Raw genomic sequence first — 16,776 nt, forward strand, 5'->3', positions numbered from 1 at the left:
TTCAACGTTTATGAACTACTCGTCCATTAAAAAAAGAGAATTTCCATCTTCCCGTTTCGGAAACATCCATCCGCAACAGCGGATCTTTGATCTATGACAACGTCCGCATATTTCGGCCTGCTCGATTCCACGTCCATCGTGATCGTGATATCGCCGTCCGGTCCGGTTCCTTTGAAGATATTCGTCTTCACCACATCACCATTGCGCAAAAAAGCGGAATTATCCAGTTGCTCATCAACCTGCGAAAAGAACTCAGCCCTTCCTTCCAGCGTTGCCGCACAACCAGAAGTACTAATGGAAATTCGGTAGACGATCGCGCGCCTACCCGATAAGGCACGACCGACGTCCTGAAGAGAAATGGTCGCCGGATACGGCGACTCATACGCTTTTAGCATCGTGGTCACGAATGCGTTAGCCGTTGCAGGAAAAGCCATGACTGACGTGATAAGAGTTGCAGAAAGCAATGTATTTTTCATAACGCCACGTGTTGTTTTTCCAGTTACCGACCACCCAGGTTCAACGTGTCGAAGCGGCGCTCATCCTGGCAGAATCAACTTGAACGGCATTCAGTTCATAATCCTCGTCTATTTCCTCATAGCCGTATGGGAAGCGATAATGCGTGACCCACGATGCCGGCAACTTACTGTGGCTCACCTCATGATCACGTCCTTGATTTCCCCCTAACGTAGCGATGAGAGGTCCATGGGCCATGTTTGACGGTCGACCATTCACAAACGTGACGTGATATCCGCCTTCGGGAAAGTGCACCAGCGCAACAGCACCGTATGCCGGCATGTTTTCGCGGGTTGGTCGGCCCCATTTCGCGAATGAGTTGGCCATGGCACTATGGCTTCCGTCGTATCCACATTGAGTCATGCACCAGTTAATGAAAGCGGCGCAATATGCAATCATGTCAGTCTTCTGTCGACCGACCGACGTCGCGGTAAAGTACTCGATAATGTGCTGATCCGGATGTTTTGTACCGCGCCGGCGAACGCCTGCTTTGAACTCCCGTTCGGCAATTTGCATCCACGGCGCATGCCGCCCCGCCATCAAATCGGTTTGCGGATGATCCGTCTCGCTCCGATATTGGATCACATGAAGCACGTTTTCCGGCTTCTCTCCATCCCGTAGCTGTACCGCAGCAACGGAGTCGGGCTGCTCTTTCGTTCGGGCTATTGAAGAAACAGAAGAGACCCCACCAATGGTCGACTTCTCCTTTGTTTGCATCGATTGACTGACGACGTTCGCCAGACTGGAACCAGCGTTTCTCGGAGGAACCTGAATGATTTGGCCCGGATAAATGCAGTACGGCGACACAATTCCATTCAGGCGGGCGAGGTTAACATAGCTCGTCGAATGAGCCTTTGCGATACCGCTCAGTGAGTCGCCCTTTTTAATCGTATATGTGTCGTATTGCGCATTACGTGGATGGACTTCAGGCTTGCCCGTTGTCGCATCCTTGTTCGGAACTGGCAACGCTCCGGATTGCTTGTGCAACTCGGTTGACATAGTGACCGTAATCGTCGGCGCCATCAATGTCACGGCGATCGATGTAGACGACGGGGTCAAGGTCCCATCCGCGGTTACCCATTGACGATCTCGCTCGGACCAAACCCGGACAGACACAGGGCCGCCCGCTTGCGCCGCCTTAATCTGCGCATAGCCAACCTCGTCTGTCACAAATTCCGCGGTCTTCGCGCCTTGCGTCGCCTTGAGTTTGGCATTGACGATCGGTTGCCGGGCGGCATCGAGCACTCGCACGTTGATCACCGGCAAACACCCGGCGCAACCTTCCTGTTTCGCCGCCGCAATTGCACGTTGCATCGTTTTGCCCTTGTATACGTCCTCCAACTCGGACGCGTACTTAGGATCGGTCGCGTAGCCCGCCTGTTGCAACGCTCTCGCTTCGCTCACCAGGTCACCTTTGACGTCCGCGTCAAACAGGCCCGCGCGAGCGAAGCGTGGGTTAGCTGCGAGAAAAATCTGCCGATCACGCAGACTATCAAGGACGCTCAAATAGACACGAAATAGATCGTCGACCCATATCTTCTCGCCGTTCGCGTTTATCTCCGATACATGAAACATCTTCGACTCGCCGCTCCAACCCGCGTTTGCCTTAATGTTGAAGATATTGTTCGTCCCCGGAAGCACTTTCTTCCCCCAGCCGGTTTCCTGCACCGCCTGTGCGAGAATCAATTCCCACGAACAACCTGTTTCCGCGGCCACCTGTCGTGCAGGGCAATAAAGGTTCTTTACGAAAAGAAGCTTGTCCTCGTATGTGTATTCTGTCATGAGGCGACGCGTCGTCACAGTGCGTCACGCCGCAGCACAATGCCGCGATCGCCGGTATCCACCACTGCTGCCCACGTCTTTTGGTCGACGCGGGCAGCACTTATGCTCCCCGCAATGCGGCGAGTTAAAACGGCGCGCTGAGTTGGCACGTCGATTGAAGCGAGCGTACTCACACGCGGCTTGTCACACGTCGCCCCAATTACATCGATCGTCGAACCACGCACGCCGATCGATGTGAGATCGCAGACGACCTTCTCGGTCGCGAAGTGTTGTGTCAACTTGCCAACAGGTGAAACAACCGCTACGAAAAGTCGTGTCGGCGTCGTCGCGACAAAATATGCACTACCGTCAGGCCCGAACGCTGTGGCGTGGGCGCGCCCATCTGGCTGCACGAAATACGTCGAGAACACGTATCTTTTTCGGGCGAAATCGATTTCTGAGACTGCGAAGGCGTTTTGTCCACCCGACTTGTCATCGGTATTCGGATAGAACTGGCCTGCAACTCTCAACCGGCCGACACTTATTGCGGCATTTGCGTCGGTCCAAAAAGCACCACTACGCATCACCACCAGGTCTGTACGTTCGAGTTGCCCATTGAATTTTGCGACGTAGGTACCCAGCACACCTTTGCGATCCGGTTCATCGCTGATACCGCCCGCGACGGCGATCGCGTCACCGTTGACGCCAAGCAGATATGACCATTCGTCGAAACCCGCATTTATTGACTGCCGCCTCAACAGCTTGCCATCCTGTCCAAGCTTGTTGAGGAACACTTTGGTTTGGTTGAGACTCGCCTCTGTATGCGTCTGCTCCTGAGTCAGCACAAAATACCCGTCGCGGCCTCGTGCGCAATACAGCGCGTAGTTGCCGACGTACGGCCGCTGAAACGGAAGACTAATCTTCCACACGACTTCCCGCGCGCCAACATCGACTAGCGCGAGCCAGGCAGTATTTGTGGGCACTGCCTCATCGACAGACCGTCCGCTAACGCAGTATTGTCCGTCACCGACTCTGACAACCGATGATGCGATGAACCCGGCAGGCGCGCCTAGCGGTACCTCCTGCGCACGTGCGGAACCCGTCATAATTCCAAATGTCGCTGCCAGCATTAAGGATAGAACTGCGACTCGATACTTCATCTCGTGTATTCCTCTCTAGGCGATGCGACGTGGCGTTAGATATCCAACGAGTTGCGCGAGCGTTCTTCCTGTCCGCCGTCGGTTGTCGCGACCTCGAACTCGTCATGATCCTCGTAGTCAAAAACAGCGAGATGCTGGGCGTCGAGGTTTTCTAGCGGAAAGTCGAACGGATCGTCGTATTTCATTTTGGTCCATCGACCCTCGCGAAGGTCGATGACCGTCTTTACCTTTTGCGATGTATTAGTAAATGCCCGCAAGGTCTTCCCAGCGTGGTCGAGCACACCCACGCCAAGCAGCACGTTTGTTTCGTCGAAGAACTGGTATTTGACCGGTACACCGGTTTCGGTGAATTTGCGCAGTGCAGGGTCAACGCAAAGCTGCTGGCTGAATTGAAGCTCCCGCTGACTGTCAAAAAACGTTTGCCGTTGCAACTGCACGCTGGTCGATCCTTGTTTGCTCCACGACGCACACTTCTCGAGAATGTCGCCGGGTGTACCGTTCTCGATCCGGTTGGCATTGATGCTGATGTAGGAACCACCCGCCCCAATCCAGATCTCCTTGGCCGCCGTGAGCACTACCCGGCCTTCAGAACTCGTGATCGTCATATCCTTGAGTGCCGCCAGCGCCATCTCGTCGGCTTGTGCCTGGATCGTCACCTTCCCTTTTGCCGCAAACAATTTCATCCCGAGCTTGCCGGCAAACATCGATACCGCTTCGCCCGCCGCTACCGTAAATCGCCTGAGCACGCCGATATCCGCATTGCCACCCGCAGTCGCAATAAGATTCCCACTAGCTGTGAGCTGCAGGTGATTGCCCGATGTCACTCCGACGCCCGCAGGCGCACTAATCAAAACACCGGCCTTTTTAAGTTCGTTTAGCGTCCCGTCAAACAGCGCCTTCTGCTTCTCATAGTCGGCCGCGATCGCCTGGGACGCTTGCGCTGCTTCAGCCAGTGACTGCATCTGTTGCAGCGCCTGTTCAAGCAGACGCTGCGCAGGGCGCATCTCGAGTTGGCTGCCAGCGGCGCCGTTCTGTGCATCGGCGCAAATGTAGACGCCCTTGCCACCCCGAACCGCTACATGCTCATCCGTGCGCAACTCCGCCCCCCGCCCCCGCTCCTTCCTCTCCCCATCAACCATATGCCCCAGATTGAGCTCACTGCTCTGAAACGGCGTGGCGACATGGACATGCTCACCCCCTTCCTTATCCTCCATCCGCATCTCATTCCGAGCGGCGGTGCGAACGATATTGCGCGTGTTGTTAAGGTTATTAACGAGATCCGGGTGCAAGCTGTCATGCATCGCCCCGATGATCACAGGCCGATCCGGGTCCCCCGCCGTGAACACAATCGCCACTTCCGCCCCGTCGATCAGCGGAAAGTGATGACCATAATCATCCCCGCTATACGGCTTCGCAAATCGCACCGGCCGGCTCGTCCCGCCCGGACTCCACTTATCGAGATCGAACGGCAGCACGATCACATACCAGCCCTGCTCGGTCAGATACGCATACTTATAATTCCCCGGCGACGTGACCCGCGCGGGCAAGATTCCATCGATGGTAGGCCGCCGAACCGATTCCATCGAAGTCCGCCACACTCGATCCGACGGTATCCCTTCGAACGTCACCTGATACGCCTGATCCCGCGCGCCCTGCGACTTCACTGAAGTCACGAAAATCCCGTGCTTCGCATCGGCCGGATTCGGATCGATCGACATCACCTCGCCCGCCTCGAGCCAGAACGGATTGCCCGTGCCGACAAACGCAATCTGACTGGCCAGATGCGCCTCATGCCGCAACCGGGCAATGCGCAGACCTTCGTCGGGCGTTTCGTAATGCTCGCCCCAACGGTAATCGACTGCGTTCGTGGTGCTGTCGCCGCGCGCGGTGTTCTCTTCCACGAGCAACGAAACTCCCGCCTGGCGATGGTTATAGTCGTGCAGACGCACGGACTCGGGAACGCGCTGCATCCTTTTCTCGAGCGCCGTGATCGCCTCCGCTCCGGCACCCTCCATTCCTGCATTACGCCGGTACGGCACCCTACGCTGCTTACGCGCGTACGCATCGAGATCGTCGCCGAACACGATCATCGCGCGATCCTTCTTCTGCTCCCACCGGAACCACATTCCCTCCTGCGCGCAGAGCCTCTGGATAAACCTGAATGGCGTCTCGTGATACTGCGTGATGTACTCATGCCGCTTGTACTGCCCACGCAACTGGAACACGAAGTCGACTCCGCTACGATATCCGTAGTGCCGCAACGTATCGGTGATGATCTCCTCGACCGATTGCTTCTGAAACAGCCGGCTCGTCACGCCGCGATCGAAATCGGCGAGTTTCGGCTCCAGCACGACCCTGTAGCGCGTTTGATCGGCCGATGTCTCGAACTCGTCGAACTTCGTCACGATGCCGTGAATCGTATGCGCGGGCGGTCTCGTGCTGAACCTTTCGGCGTTTTCGCCAAACATCTTGCGCAGATAATCGATATTCGGATCGCCCGGTTCGATCGTGAACCGTCCCGGGCGCCCGAGCACCTGATCCATCGGAATTCCCGCTACCGGGCTTGTGAATTCGATCTCATAGCCATACAGCTCACTGATGCGATCGACGCCCGTGAACTTCAGGATCGAGAACGGCGCCGGATGCGGCGCCAGCTTCAATTCATAAGCCTGCAACGGCAATACCATCAACATTGAATTCCTCTCGACTACGCCAATATCACAGCGCTGCCGAGGCAACTGCTAACGCTTGCCTCGGCAGCTCGTGCGAAGACTCAATCAGAAAACGTCTGGATCAGCTCTTCGCCTTCGGCATTTGCGACACCAGCGACAGACCGATGTCCATCCCCTCGACCTGGAAGTGCGGAATGATGAAAAGCTTGATGCGGAAGAAGCCCGGGTTGTCCTCGATGTCTTCGACGGTCACGTTCGCTTCACGCAGCGGGTGCGACGCCTGCAACTCGTCGCCCGGATCTTTCATCTCGGTCACGAGACCCTTGATCCAGTTGTTGAGCTCGATCTCCAGCAGACGTCGATCCTTGGTCGTCCCGATGTTTTCGCGCTGAATCAGCTTCAGGTAGTGCGCGATACGCGACAGCAGGAAGATGTACGGCAGCCGCGCGTTGATACGGCTATTGGCCGTCGCTTCCTTGGTCTCGTACAGTGCCGGCTTCTGTGCAGAGTTCGCCGAGAAGAAGCACGCGAAGTCGTGGTTCTTGTAGAACGACAGCGGAATGAAGCCGAGATTCGCGAACTCGAACTCGCGCGTTTCCGGAATCAGCACTTCGGTCGGGATCTTCGGCTGCACGCCGGTGCCAAGGTCGTACAGGTGCACCGGCAGGTCTTCCACCTTGCCACCAGCCTGCGGGCCGCGGATCTGCACGCACCAGCCGTTGTTCACGAAGCTGCGCGTCATGTTGGCCGCGAACGCGAACGACGCGTTGACCCACAGGTACCGGTCATGGTCCGGTCCCTTCACCGCTTCCTCATAGTTGAACGCACGCACCGGTGTCGTGTCCTTGCCGTACGGCAGGCGGCCGAGCACGCGCGGCATCGTGAGACCCACGTAGCGCGCGTCGTCCGTATCGCGGAAGCTCTTCCACTTGATGTACTCGGCGCGATCGAAGTAGTTGCCGATATCCTGGATCGCCGCGACTTCTTCCATCGACTTCTTGCCGAAGAATGCCGCGCCGACCGAGCCGATGAACGGCATGTGCGCAGCCGCCGCGACCTTCGAGATGTTACGCAGCAGTGCCACGTCCTGCGGCGAATTGGCGAACTCGAAGTCGCTGATCAACGCGCTGATCGGCTGGCCGCCCGGCGTGTCGTACTCCTCGATATACGCGAGGCGATACAGGCCGCTCTGGATCAGTTCAGGCGTGTCTTCGAAGTCGCGTTGCAGCGCATCCTTCGACACGTCCAGCACTTCGATGCGCGCGTTCTTGCGAAAATCCGTGCGCGACACCACCATCTTCAGGCCACGCCAGCGGCCCTCGAGCGCCTGAAACTCGGGCGTATGCAGCACGGCGTCGAGCTGGCGGCTGATCTGTCGATCGAGCTGGCCGATATGAAAATCGAGCAGCGACTTGTCGAGACGCTCCACCGGCTGGCTCGATTGCGCGACCAGTTCGAGAAACGCGCCGATACCACGCGCGATGCGCTCGTCGGCCGACGCCTCGGACAGCATGTCGTTATCGCGGAAGGCCTCGAGCGGGCGCGCCGCGGATACGGGCTTCAGGTTGATCTTGTCGCACAGCGACGCATAGACGCTGTCGCCGGCGCAGGACATGTCCTGCGTGGCATCGAGCACAACGGTCTCGGTCGCGCCCTGACGGGATTCGTTCTGTTCCATTTCTCTTCCTGTCTGCGTTTTTGCAGCAATGTGGTTGCGCAAGGCGGTGACGGCTTGCTTCGCCCGTTCCCGCTCAGGCATGGCCTTCCGGCTGGGTCGCAGCCGTCGCGATCTGCGCGAGTTCGCCGCGCAGTTTGTCCGACAGGCGCCGGTCCTTCAGGACCTTTTCGAACTCGCGGCGGAACGTACTGTTGTCGAGCAGATTGGACTTCAGATCGCGCAGCAGATTGCGCATCGCCAATAGCGCCTGCAACTCGGGAATCTGACGCGCCACCTGCTCGGGCTCGAAGTCTTTCATCGAGCGAAACGCGAGCTTGACCGGTAGCTCCGAACCGTCGTCGGCGAGCGTGTTCTCGGCCGCGATCTTCAGGTCGGGGGCGTAGTCGGCGAGCACCGCGTCGAAATTGTTTTTGTCGATGTTGACCTTCTTGCGCTCCGCCAGTGCCGCCTGCTCGCGGCCCGCACTGAAATCGCCGGCGACCAGCAGCTTGAGAGGCAGTTCGACCTTCTTCTGGGCGCCGCCCGTGTGCAGGTCCAATGTGATCGAGACGCGACTCTTCGGAATTTCGCGCTGAAAGCTGTCCATTCATACTCCTCATGTAATCCGATTCGACATAACCCGCAGATCTCGCCCATGGCGATGCGGTGACTCCATTTGCGCATGCCCGCGAGCGCGTTTAAAGAGATATGCGCGACTCGCAATGCTAATTACAACGACGATACCGCATTGCACGACTTCGGATCGTGCACCTCATTTAAATTCAGACGATATTAAAGCAGGTTTTTCCGCATGAGGTCAAAGCATATTGACCGAAACGCGGAATCAAACAGTGTGAACAATGGTTAAATAAATTCTGTTTTCGCCGATTCTCGTCGCCGCACCGCCCAGAGCGGAAAACGAGGAATCAACGAAATTTAACAGTTATTATATTTTGTTAATTCGCCACGCATTTATTTGACACAATCTCAAATTTAATTTCGCCTTCTCAGAATAAATCTAAACTGCATCTCAAATTTGAATTAGTCAATTTTTGTCATATTTTCAACGCCAGTCGAAATATGGGTATACGAATAGCGAATACGGCATATAGAATCCGAAATCTCGGGTAATCCAGATTAAATCAGCAACCAGCATCAGACCAAAATACCTATGCGGATCGACAAACCGCTCTGGCATGAGGGCCTCATCCTCACGCAGCAGCACTTTCAGCAACAAGAACGATGGGCCGGCTTCGCGCTGCAACAGCTCGCCACGTCCGCGCTCGCGCAGCCGTGGGGCACGCTCGGCGTCGAAGTCGACGAAGAGGCGTTGGCCACCGGCCGTCTGAAGCTCACACGGCTCAAGCTGCGCTTTTCAGACGGCACGCCGGTCGACACGACGCTCACCGACGCTCTGCCCGCCGCGCGCGATCTGACGCAAGGCGTGCCCGCCGATCTGCAAAGCGTCGTCGTGTTCGCGGCGCTCGCGCTGCCCGATGCGAACGGCGACAACTGCCGGTTCGATGAAACGTCGCTTGCGCGTCCACGCCGCACGTATCGCGAATTCGTCAAGGTCGTGGATCTGAACGGCGGCAGCGAAACCGAGATCGCGTCCGAGCGTCACGCGCTGCGTCTGCTGTTCGATTTCGAATCGCATGCCGACGACACGGTCTGCGCCATCGCGCGGCTCACGCGCAGCACGAGCGGCCAGTTCCAGGTCGATCACCGTTTCGTGCCGCCGTGCCTGACGCTCGACAGCCACCCACTGCATGTCGAGCGCATCAGTCGCCTCGCCGATATCCTGCAGGCGAAGAGCGTTGCGCTCGGCGCGCGTCGTAGCGAACGGCTCGAACAGGTCGCCGAATATGGCGTCGCCGACGTGCAGCTGTTCTGGCTTTTGCACTGCATTCACGCGGCGTGGCCGCAGTTGCGGCTCTACGCGGCGCATCCGCGCCGCTCACCGGAGCAGCTCTACACGACGCTCGCGCAACTGGTCAGCGCGTTGATCGCGTTCTCGACGCGTGTGCAACTCACCGACATTCCCGCCTACGACCACGCGCGCGCCGACGAGGTATTTGCGAAGCTCGAGGCCATGATCCGCGAATTGCTCGACGCGATCATTCCGTCGCGCGTCGTGTCGATCGGCCTCACGCGCAAGAGCGCGACCACGTGGGCGGGTCAGTTCCTCGACGAGCGCATCGTGGAAGGCGCGGCCGACTGGTATCTGTCGGTCAACGCGCCGATGCCGGCGTTCGAGCTCGCAGAGCGGTTCCCGCGCCTGTGCAAGATCGGCGCGCCCGACGACGTCGAGCACATCATCAATTCGGCGCTGCTCGGCATCCCGCTCAAGGCGGTAGCGCGCGTGCCGGCCGCGATTCCGGTGCGCCTCGACAATCAGTACTTCGCGCTCGACCCGGCGAACGCCGCGCACGCGAAAATGCTCGCCGCGCGCGCCTGCCAGATCTATCTGCCGGCGTCGGTGGTCGACGCATCGCTCGAACTTTACGCGGTACTACGCTCATGAACGCCCTGCCCCGAAGCCCCAACGAAGCGGCGCTGCTCGACAGCGCGCTCGGCGCGACGCGCGCGTCGCGCGAAGGCATTCGCGACCTGCTGCGCGACACCGCGCTGCTCGTCACGACGCTTACGCCCGGCGGCCACGCGGGTCACGCAATCGACTTCCGCAATCGTTGCGCTTCGCTGATCGCCAACTTCTCGAATGCACTCGAGCGGCGCGGCTATCCCGACGACGTACGGCGCGAAGCGCTACTCGCGCAATGCGGGCTGCTCGATGAAGTCGCGCTGCGCTATCTGCCGCCCGAAAGCCGTGCGGGGTGGGAACTGAAACCACTGCAAGTCGAGTTGTTCAACCTGCACGACGCGGGCGAGCGCGTGTTCGAACGGCTCGAAGCGCGCATGCGTGAAGCGTCGCCGCACATCGACCTGCTCGAATGCTACGCGGCGATTCTGAGCCTCGGCTTGATCGGCCGTTTCGCGCGCGATGGCGAAGCGAAACGCACGGCGTTGATTACAGCGCTGCATGCGCAGCTGGAAAAACTTCGCCCAGCGCCCGCACGCACCTTCATCGCCGATCGCCCCGGCCGCCGCTTGTCGGACTGGTTCTACCGGCTCTCCCCGTGGGCGGTTGCAGCGCTCGCATGCGTGGTCGCCGCCATCGTCTGGCTGGTCTGGTCGACCGTGCTCGACAGCCCGCTAGCGCAACTCGCGCACGCGAAGCTCACGCAGCCGTGAAGTCCGATCTGCGTATCCTGTCCGCAACCCCGACGCGCACGCCCGAGCGCGCGTACGAGAGACTCGGTTACCCGTTGCGCGCGATGCTCGTGTTCACGGCCGTGCTGGCGCTCCCGGTGATCTGGTTCGTGCTGCCGGGCGGACGCGGCATCGCATGGGCGCTGACGGCGGTCGTCGGCTTGCTCGTGGGCGTACTCGTCGTATGGCGCACGCTCTGGCTGTCCCGCGCGGGCGAACAGAGCGCGCAGGTCTTGGCCGCGCTCGGCGCCTCGACCGCCGGGATTCCGCCGAAGCTGCGCACGCGCATGCCGCTCGTGCTCGTTACCGGCGACGGTCTGCCGGCTCTGTTCGATCGCAACCACGAGGAGCGCTTCGCGCATGTCGGCGACGGCGCGATCTGGTTGCGAGTCGATCAGCCGCAGGAGTTGCCGCGTCTCGCGGTCGCGGTCAGACAGTGGCGCGACGGACGTGCGCCCGATGGCGTCGTGCTGTCGGTGGCGCCCGCGCTGCATGTCGGGGCCGACATGCTCACGCAGAAGCTGCGCGTCGTGCGCCATTGCGTCGCCGATGCGGCTCGCACGCTCGGCACGCGGCTGCCAGGCTATGTCGCGGTCTATCAGCGATTGACCACGAGCCCGCCTGGTCTGTCGGTGCCTGCATGGTACGGGGTGTCGTCGGCGACGCGAATCGTCGATGCCGAGCGTTTCGAACTCGTGGTCCGCGCGGCCGAAGCCGAGCCTCAGCGCATGCCTGGCGACGCGGGCAGTACCACGCCTACAACGGGTGCCGCGCGCGCGGCGGCGCTCGCGTCGCTCGTCGGCTGGACGCAGCGGGTCGTGATCGGCACGTTGACCGACCCGCAGCAGCCCGCCACACCGTGGGCGTTGTTCGGCGCGGGTTGGATCGATTGCGGTCCAGCAAGCGGTTCAGCAACCGGTTCGGCCGATCCGTGGGAACGCGACGTGCAGATGCAAACCTGTGTGAGCCGCGCCGCCGTCGGTGCATCACCGCTGCCGTGGCCGCTACCGCAAGCGCTGATCGAAGCAGCACCGCGGCGCTACTGGATGTCGCCGCGCCGCACTGCCTGCGCGCATGCGCTCGCGTTCCTCGCTTGCGCTGCCGCCGTCGCGTCGTGGTCCGCCGCGAGAAACAACGAAACGCTGCTCGATCGCATCGGCACCGACCTCGGCCGCTATTCGATGATTCCAGCCGCGCACGACAACGCCAAACGCGACGCGCTGCAAGCGCTCGTCGCCGATCGCGATCAGCTCGACCGTTACGCGCGCATCGGAGTGCCGCTGCGACTGTCGCTCGGCATGTATCGCGGTGCGCAACTGCTGCCGGCGCTGGACACCGCGATCGCGTCGTACGTGCCGCCTGCTCCGCCGCCGGCGGTCGTCACGCTCGACAGCATGTCGCTATTCGACAGCGGCCGCGCTCAGCTGAAGCCCGGCTCGACGCGCGCGATGGTCGGTGCACTCGAAATGATCAAGACGAATCCAGACAAGCGGATTCTGGTCGCCGGGCACACCGATAACGTCGGCAATCCGCAGAGCAATCTGAAGTTGTCCACGGCTCGCGCGCAAGCCGTGCGCGACTGGCTGATCAACGCGTCGGGCCTCACGGCGTCGCAGTTTGCGATTCAGGGCTATGGCGAGACGCGGCCGATCGCGAGCAACGCTACCGACGACGGACGCGCGAAGAACCGGCGAGTCGAAATCACGCTCGTGCCGGACGCTCCTTCAAACCAATAGGCGAAAAAATCGCAGTGTTTCGCCCCTGAAGCATCGCGCTTCGGGATCCAGACGCTCGGGGGCTGCTCCGGGCGGTTGTCGCAGCAGTAGATAAATCAAGGAGTAGAAAGTATGGCAATTCCGGCCTACATGTGGCTCAAGGACGACGGCGGCGCCGACATCAAGGGTTCGGTGACGGTGCAAGGCCGCGAAGGCAGCGTCGAGCTCGTCGCGTTCGATCACGGCGTGCATATCCCGACCGACGGCAACACCGGCAAGCTGACCGGCACGCGCGTGCACAAACCCATCGCGCTGACGAAGGAAACCGATGCGTCGACGCCGTATCTGTACAAGGCAGTGACGAGCGGTCAGACGCTGAAGTCGGTCGAGATCAAGTGGTACAAGATCGACGACGCCGGCAAGGAGAAGGAGTACTTCAACACGAAGCTGGACAACGTGAAGATCGTCGCGGTCAAGCCCAAGATGTTCGACATCAAGAACCCCGACTACGAGAAGCACAACCACCTCGAAGACGTCGAGCTGCGCTACGAGACGATCACGTGGTCGTACAAGGACGGCAACATCATCCACAAGGACACCTGGAACGAGCGTTCCTGATTTCCGCGTGTTACGCGAGACCGGCGTGCCGGCGGTCTCGGGACGCGCGTCGACGCGTCTTTACCGGTCCGCGTGGCGGGCTGGTCCTTTTTCATCGGCGAGTGCACAGCGCACTTGTCGCCTACCTCCGTCACCGGACTGCCGACATGACCTTGCGCGACGACCGAAGAAGCGCCCTGTGGGACACCACTCATCTGCTGCGCCGACTCAACCCGCACTGTGCGCAGGCGCTCGAAGCGGCCGCGAGTCTTTGCCAGACGCGGCTGGCTGACGAGATCACGGTCGAGCACTGGTTGCTGAAGCTGATCGAAGCCGGCGACGGCGACATCCCCGCTATCCTGCGGCGTTGCGCGATCGATATCGACGCGCTGTGGGATGCGCTGCTCGGTGCAATCGACCGTCTGCCGCGCAATCTGCGCGGCAAGCCCGCGCTGTCGCCGCAGCTGGCGGCGATGCTTGGTGACGCCTGGCTTCATGTGTCGTCGGAACGCGACGATGCGCGAATCCGCTCCGGCAATCTGCTGCAGGCCATCGTCGATGCGCCGCATATCCTGCGCGCCCAGAATGCGTGGCCGCTGCTTGCCGTCAGCAGTGCGCAGATCGAGCGTCTGCTGCCGCGAATTGCGCATCGGTCGTGCGAAAGTGAAATTGAAAGCGAAACTGAGGAACAGGAATCCGAAACGCCGCAACGTTCCGCCAGCGTTCCCGGGGCGAACAGCGTTTCTCGCGCAAAAGAAACCACACCTGCCAGCGCCGACGCCCTCGCCCGCTTTGCGATCGACCTGACCGACAAGGCGCGCCGCGGCGACATCGATCCTGTGTTCGGGCGCGAGCGCGAGATCCAGCAGATGGTCGACGTGCTCGCGCGCCGTCGCAAGAACAATCCGATCCTCGTCGGCGAACCGGGTGTCGGCAAGACCGCGCTCGTCGAAGGGCTCGCGTTGCGCGTCGCCGAAGGCAGCGTGCCGAACGTAATCCGCGACGTGCGCATCCTCACGCTCGATCTCGGCCTGCTGCAAGCGGGCGCCGGCGTGAAAGGCGAATTCGAGCAACGCCTGAAGACCGTGATCGACGAGGTGCAGGCTTCGCCCGTGCCGATCCTGCTGTTCATCGACGAAGCGCACACGCTGATCGGCGCCGGCAACGCGGCGGGCGGCGCCGACGCCGCGAACCTGCTGAAGCCAGCGCTCGCGCGCGGCGAATTGCGCACGATCGCGGCGACCACGTGGTCCGAATACAAGGAATTCTTCGAGCGCGACGCGGCACTCGAACGCCGCTTCCAGATGATCAAGGTCGACGAGCCCGACCACGACGCGGCCTGCTTGATGCTACGCGGCCTGAAAAGCCGCTACGCCCGATACCACCATGTACATATTCGCGACGAAGCTCTGGTCGCCGCGGTCAAGCTGTCGCGTCGTTACATCCCGGCGCGGCAACTGCCGGACAAAGCCGTCGATCTGATCGACACGGCCGCCGCGCGCGTACGCATGGGCCTCGAAGCACCGCCGGCCGAGTTGCAACGTGCGCGGGCCGCGGTCGCCGCGCTCGAGCTCGAACACGCGGCGCTCGCAGACGACGAACGCATCGGCGTCGACGATAGCGAAGCACGCCGCGGCGCACTGGACGCCGCACTCGCGAACGCGAAGGCCGAACTCGCGGCGCTGCAAACACGTTACGAACAGGAGCTCGAACTCGTCCAGACGCTGCACCGCCAACGCGACAGCGACGCCGTCTCGCGCGATGCCACCGCTTTCGCGCAAGCACGTCGCGCATTGACGACAGCACAAGGCAAGGCCCCGTTGATCTTCGCCGACGTCGACGCCCAGGCGATCGCACGCGTCGTCGCCGAGTGGACCGGCGTGCCGGTTGGCAGCCTCGTCGAAGACGAACTGCAAAACCTGCTGACTCTGGAAACGCAGCTCGCGACACGCGTCGTCGCGCAGCACGACGCGCTCGCCGCCCTATCCGAAAGCCTGCGGACCGCCAAGGCGGGGCTCAAGAACGAACACGCGCCGCTCGGCGTGTTTCTGCTTGTTGGACCATCGGGCGTCGGCAAGACCGAAACTGCGCTCGCGCTCGCCGACCTGCTGTTCGGCGGTGAAGCCGCGCTCACGACGATCAATATGTCCGAGTACCAGGAATCGCACACAGTCTCGCAACTGAAGGGCTCGCCGCCCGGCTACATCGGTTATGGACGCGGCGGCATTCTGACCGAGGCGGTGCGGCAGCGTCCGTACAGCGTCGTGCTGCTCGACGAAGTCGAAAAAGCGCACCGCGACGTGCTCGACATGTTCTATCAGGTTTTCGATCGCGGGATGATGCGCGATGGCGAGGGGCGCGAGATCGACTTTCGCAATTGCGTGATCCTGATGACGTCCAATCTCGGCGGCGCGCAAATCGATGAGACGACCGCGGAAAGCCCCGAGGTCTCGCACGACGAACTGCTCGACGCGATTCATCCGCAGCTCGTCGGCCACTTTCAACCGGCGCTGCTCGCGCGCTTCCAGACGCTCGTGTACCGCCCTCTCGATGCGAGTGCGCTAGCCTCGATCGTGCGCCTGAAGCTCGGTAACGTCGCGCAGCGTCTGCACCGCCAGCACGGCGTCGAACTGAGCTGCGACGAAGCGCTGATCGATGCGATGGCCGCGTTGTGTCTCGCGCGCGAATCGGGCGCGCGCAACGTCGATGCGTTTGTCAATCAGCGTATTCTGCCGACGGTGTCGCGCGAACTGCTCGCGCGCATGGCACATGGAATCGCGCCCGCCAGGATCCTGCTGACCGGTTCACCCGAAGGCAGTCTGACGATCGATTTCATCGATCGCGAAGACGCCGTGGCTGAACATGCGGCGAACGGCTAACGGAGCGCCACTCGATGCCGGCGGGACCGTCTCTCTACGATATGCTGCTCGGCCAGATCGGCGGCGAGCCGCTCGACGCATACGACGACCGCACGCTCGAATGCCTGAGCGTGCAGCAGAACGTGCAGCGCATTCTGAACACGCGCGCGGGCGCATTGAAGCACCTGCCCGATTACGGTCTGCCGGACATGACGAACATCTACAAGGCCTTGCCGTCGTCGGCGCACGCGCTGAAGCAGCAGATGGAAGCGACGCTGCTGAAATATGAACCTCGTATTCGCGCGATCGACATCGACATCCTCGAGGACGACGACCCCGGCGTGCTGGTCAGCTTCGAAATGACATGTCATTTGAAGAAGGCCGGGCTCGTGCGCTTCGGCACGTATTTCGAGCCGCCGGGGCGGCTGCATATACGACGCCGGATGCAGGGGCGTGGGTAATCAGCGTTACACGCATGCTAGGGAAACGCTGATTAATGGAGCTCGGCGGTCATCGCTCACGTAGCCGAAGACGTTATAGAAGGCAGCTCACAGAACGGACTCACGAGGATGA

Annotated in this window: 12 protein-coding genes; 6 read left to right on the forward strand and 6 right to left on the reverse strand. The window is 60.8% G+C overall.

The genetic code is table 11. From position 1 onward, the window contains the following. Window positions 1-26: 26 nt before the first annotated feature. The 6 genes from HDG39_RS29020 to tssB all read right to left on the reverse strand — a co-directional run bounded on the left by HDG39_RS29020 (window position 27) and on the right by tssB (window position 8,370). Entirely contained in the window at window positions 27-476 is a 450-nt protein-coding gene (locus tag HDG39_RS29020; protein WP_184010906.1) for a hypothetical protein, read from the reverse strand. A 40-nt stretch (window positions 477-516) separates the two neighbouring features. Continuing rightward, window positions 517-2,295: a TIGR02594 family protein gene (locus HDG39_RS29025; RefSeq protein ID WP_184010908.1), complete on the reverse strand. Its 1,779-nt coding sequence runs from the start codon at window positions 2,293-2,295 to the stop codon at window positions 517-519. A gap of 14 nt (window positions 2,296-2,309) precedes the next feature. Continuing rightward, window positions 2,310-3,203 (reverse strand): hypothetical protein, encoded by an 894-nt coding sequence (locus HDG39_RS29030; RefSeq protein WP_184010910.1) that lies wholly within the window; start codon window positions 3,201-3,203, stop codon window positions 2,310-2,312. A gap of 266 nt (window positions 3,204-3,469) precedes the next feature. After that, window positions 3,470-6,127 (reverse strand): type VI secretion system Vgr family protein, encoded by a 2,658-nt coding sequence (locus HDG39_RS29035; protein ID WP_184010912.1) that lies wholly within the window; start codon window positions 6,125-6,127, stop codon window positions 3,470-3,472. A gap of 100 nt (window positions 6,128-6,227) precedes the next feature. Continuing rightward, window positions 6,228-7,784 carry a type VI secretion system contractile sheath large subunit gene (gene tssC, locus HDG39_RS29040; protein ID WP_184010914.1) on the reverse strand — a complete coding sequence of 519 codons (1,557 nt, stop codon included), beginning with the start codon at window positions 7,782-7,784 and terminating at the stop codon, window positions 6,228-6,230. A 73-nt stretch (window positions 7,785-7,857) separates the two neighbouring features. Further along, window positions 7,858-8,370: a type VI secretion system contractile sheath small subunit gene (gene tssB / locus HDG39_RS29045; RefSeq protein WP_184010923.1), complete on the reverse strand. Its 513-nt coding sequence runs from the start codon at window positions 8,368-8,370 to the stop codon at window positions 7,858-7,860. A 564-nt stretch (window positions 8,371-8,934) separates the two neighbouring features. Between tssB and tssK the strand changes: the two genes are divergently transcribed. From tssK to tssE, 6 genes are all read left to right on the forward strand, one after another. Beyond that, window positions 8,935-10,287: a type VI secretion system baseplate subunit TssK gene (gene tssK / locus HDG39_RS29050; protein ID WP_184010932.1), complete on the forward strand. Its 1,353-nt coding sequence runs from the start codon at window positions 8,935-8,937 to the stop codon at window positions 10,285-10,287. Further along, window positions 10,284-11,015 (forward strand): DotU family type IV/VI secretion system protein, encoded by a 732-nt coding sequence (locus HDG39_RS29055; protein ID WP_184010934.1) that lies wholly within the window; start codon window positions 10,284-10,286, stop codon window positions 11,013-11,015. Before tssK ends, HDG39_RS29055 begins: the two co-directional genes overlap by 4 nt. Beyond that, window positions 11,012-12,769, forward strand: a complete 1,758-nt coding sequence (locus HDG39_RS29060) for an OmpA family protein (protein WP_311667615.1) — start codon at window positions 11,012-11,014, stop codon at window positions 12,767-12,769. Before HDG39_RS29055 ends, HDG39_RS29060 begins: the two co-directional genes overlap by 4 nt. 111 nt (window positions 12,770-12,880) lie before the next feature. Continuing rightward, on the forward strand, window positions 12,881-13,366 hold the full coding sequence (locus HDG39_RS29065) for an Hcp family type VI secretion system effector (protein ID WP_184010938.1): 486 nt from the start codon (window positions 12,881-12,883) through the stop codon (window positions 13,364-13,366). A 146-nt stretch (window positions 13,367-13,512) separates the two neighbouring features. After that, window positions 13,513-16,224, forward strand: coding sequence for a type VI secretion system ATPase TssH (gene tssH, locus HDG39_RS29070; RefSeq protein ID WP_184010940.1), 2,712 nt, complete (start codon window positions 13,513-13,515; stop codon window positions 16,222-16,224). A gap of 14 nt (window positions 16,225-16,238) precedes the next feature. Continuing rightward, on the forward strand, window positions 16,239-16,664 hold the full coding sequence (gene tssE / locus HDG39_RS29075) for a type VI secretion system baseplate subunit TssE (RefSeq protein WP_184010942.1): 426 nt from the start codon (window positions 16,239-16,241) through the stop codon (window positions 16,662-16,664). Window positions 16,665-16,776 lie beyond the last annotated feature (112 nt).

It is taken from the genome of Paraburkholderia lebeckiae (genome assembly GCF_014201005.1).
In the GTDB taxonomy this organism is placed as follows: domain Bacteria; phylum Pseudomonadota; class Gammaproteobacteria; order Burkholderiales; family Burkholderiaceae; genus Paraburkholderia; species Paraburkholderia tuberum.

Excerpts from the sequence above, each read along its gene's own strand:
- HDG39_RS29035 (WP_184010912.1), bottom strand. The coding sequence starts at position 6,127 with ATGTTGATGGTATTGCCGTTGCAGGCTTATGAATTGAAGCTGGCGCCG.
- HDG39_RS29025 (WP_184010908.1), bottom strand. The coding sequence starts at position 2,295 with ATGACAGAATACACATACGAGGACAAGCTTCTTTTCGTAAAGAACCTT.
- tssH (WP_184010940.1), top strand. The coding sequence starts at position 13,513 with ATGACCTTGCGCGACGACCGAAGAAGCGCCCTGTGGGACACCACTCAT.
- tssC (WP_184010914.1), bottom strand. The coding sequence starts at position 7,784 with ATGGAACAGAACGAATCCCGTCAGGGCGCGACCGAGACCGTTGTGCTC.
- tssE (WP_184010942.1), top strand. The coding sequence starts at position 16,239 with ATGCCGGCGGGACCGTCTCTCTACGATATGCTGCTCGGCCAGATCGGC.
- tssB (WP_184010923.1), bottom strand. The coding sequence starts at position 8,370 with ATGGACAGCTTTCAGCGCGAAATTCCGAAGAGTCGCGTCTCGATCACA.
- HDG39_RS29055 (WP_184010934.1), top strand. The coding sequence starts at position 10,284 with ATGAACGCCCTGCCCCGAAGCCCCAACGAAGCGGCGCTGCTCGACAGC.
- HDG39_RS29020 (WP_184010906.1), bottom strand. The coding sequence starts at position 476 with ATGAAAAATACATTGCTTTCTGCAACTCTTATCACGTCAGTCATGGCT.
- HDG39_RS29065 (WP_184010938.1), top strand. The coding sequence starts at position 12,881 with ATGGCAATTCCGGCCTACATGTGGCTCAAGGACGACGGCGGCGCCGAC.
- tssK (WP_184010932.1), top strand. The coding sequence starts at position 8,935 with ATGCGGATCGACAAACCGCTCTGGCATGAGGGCCTCATCCTCACGCAG.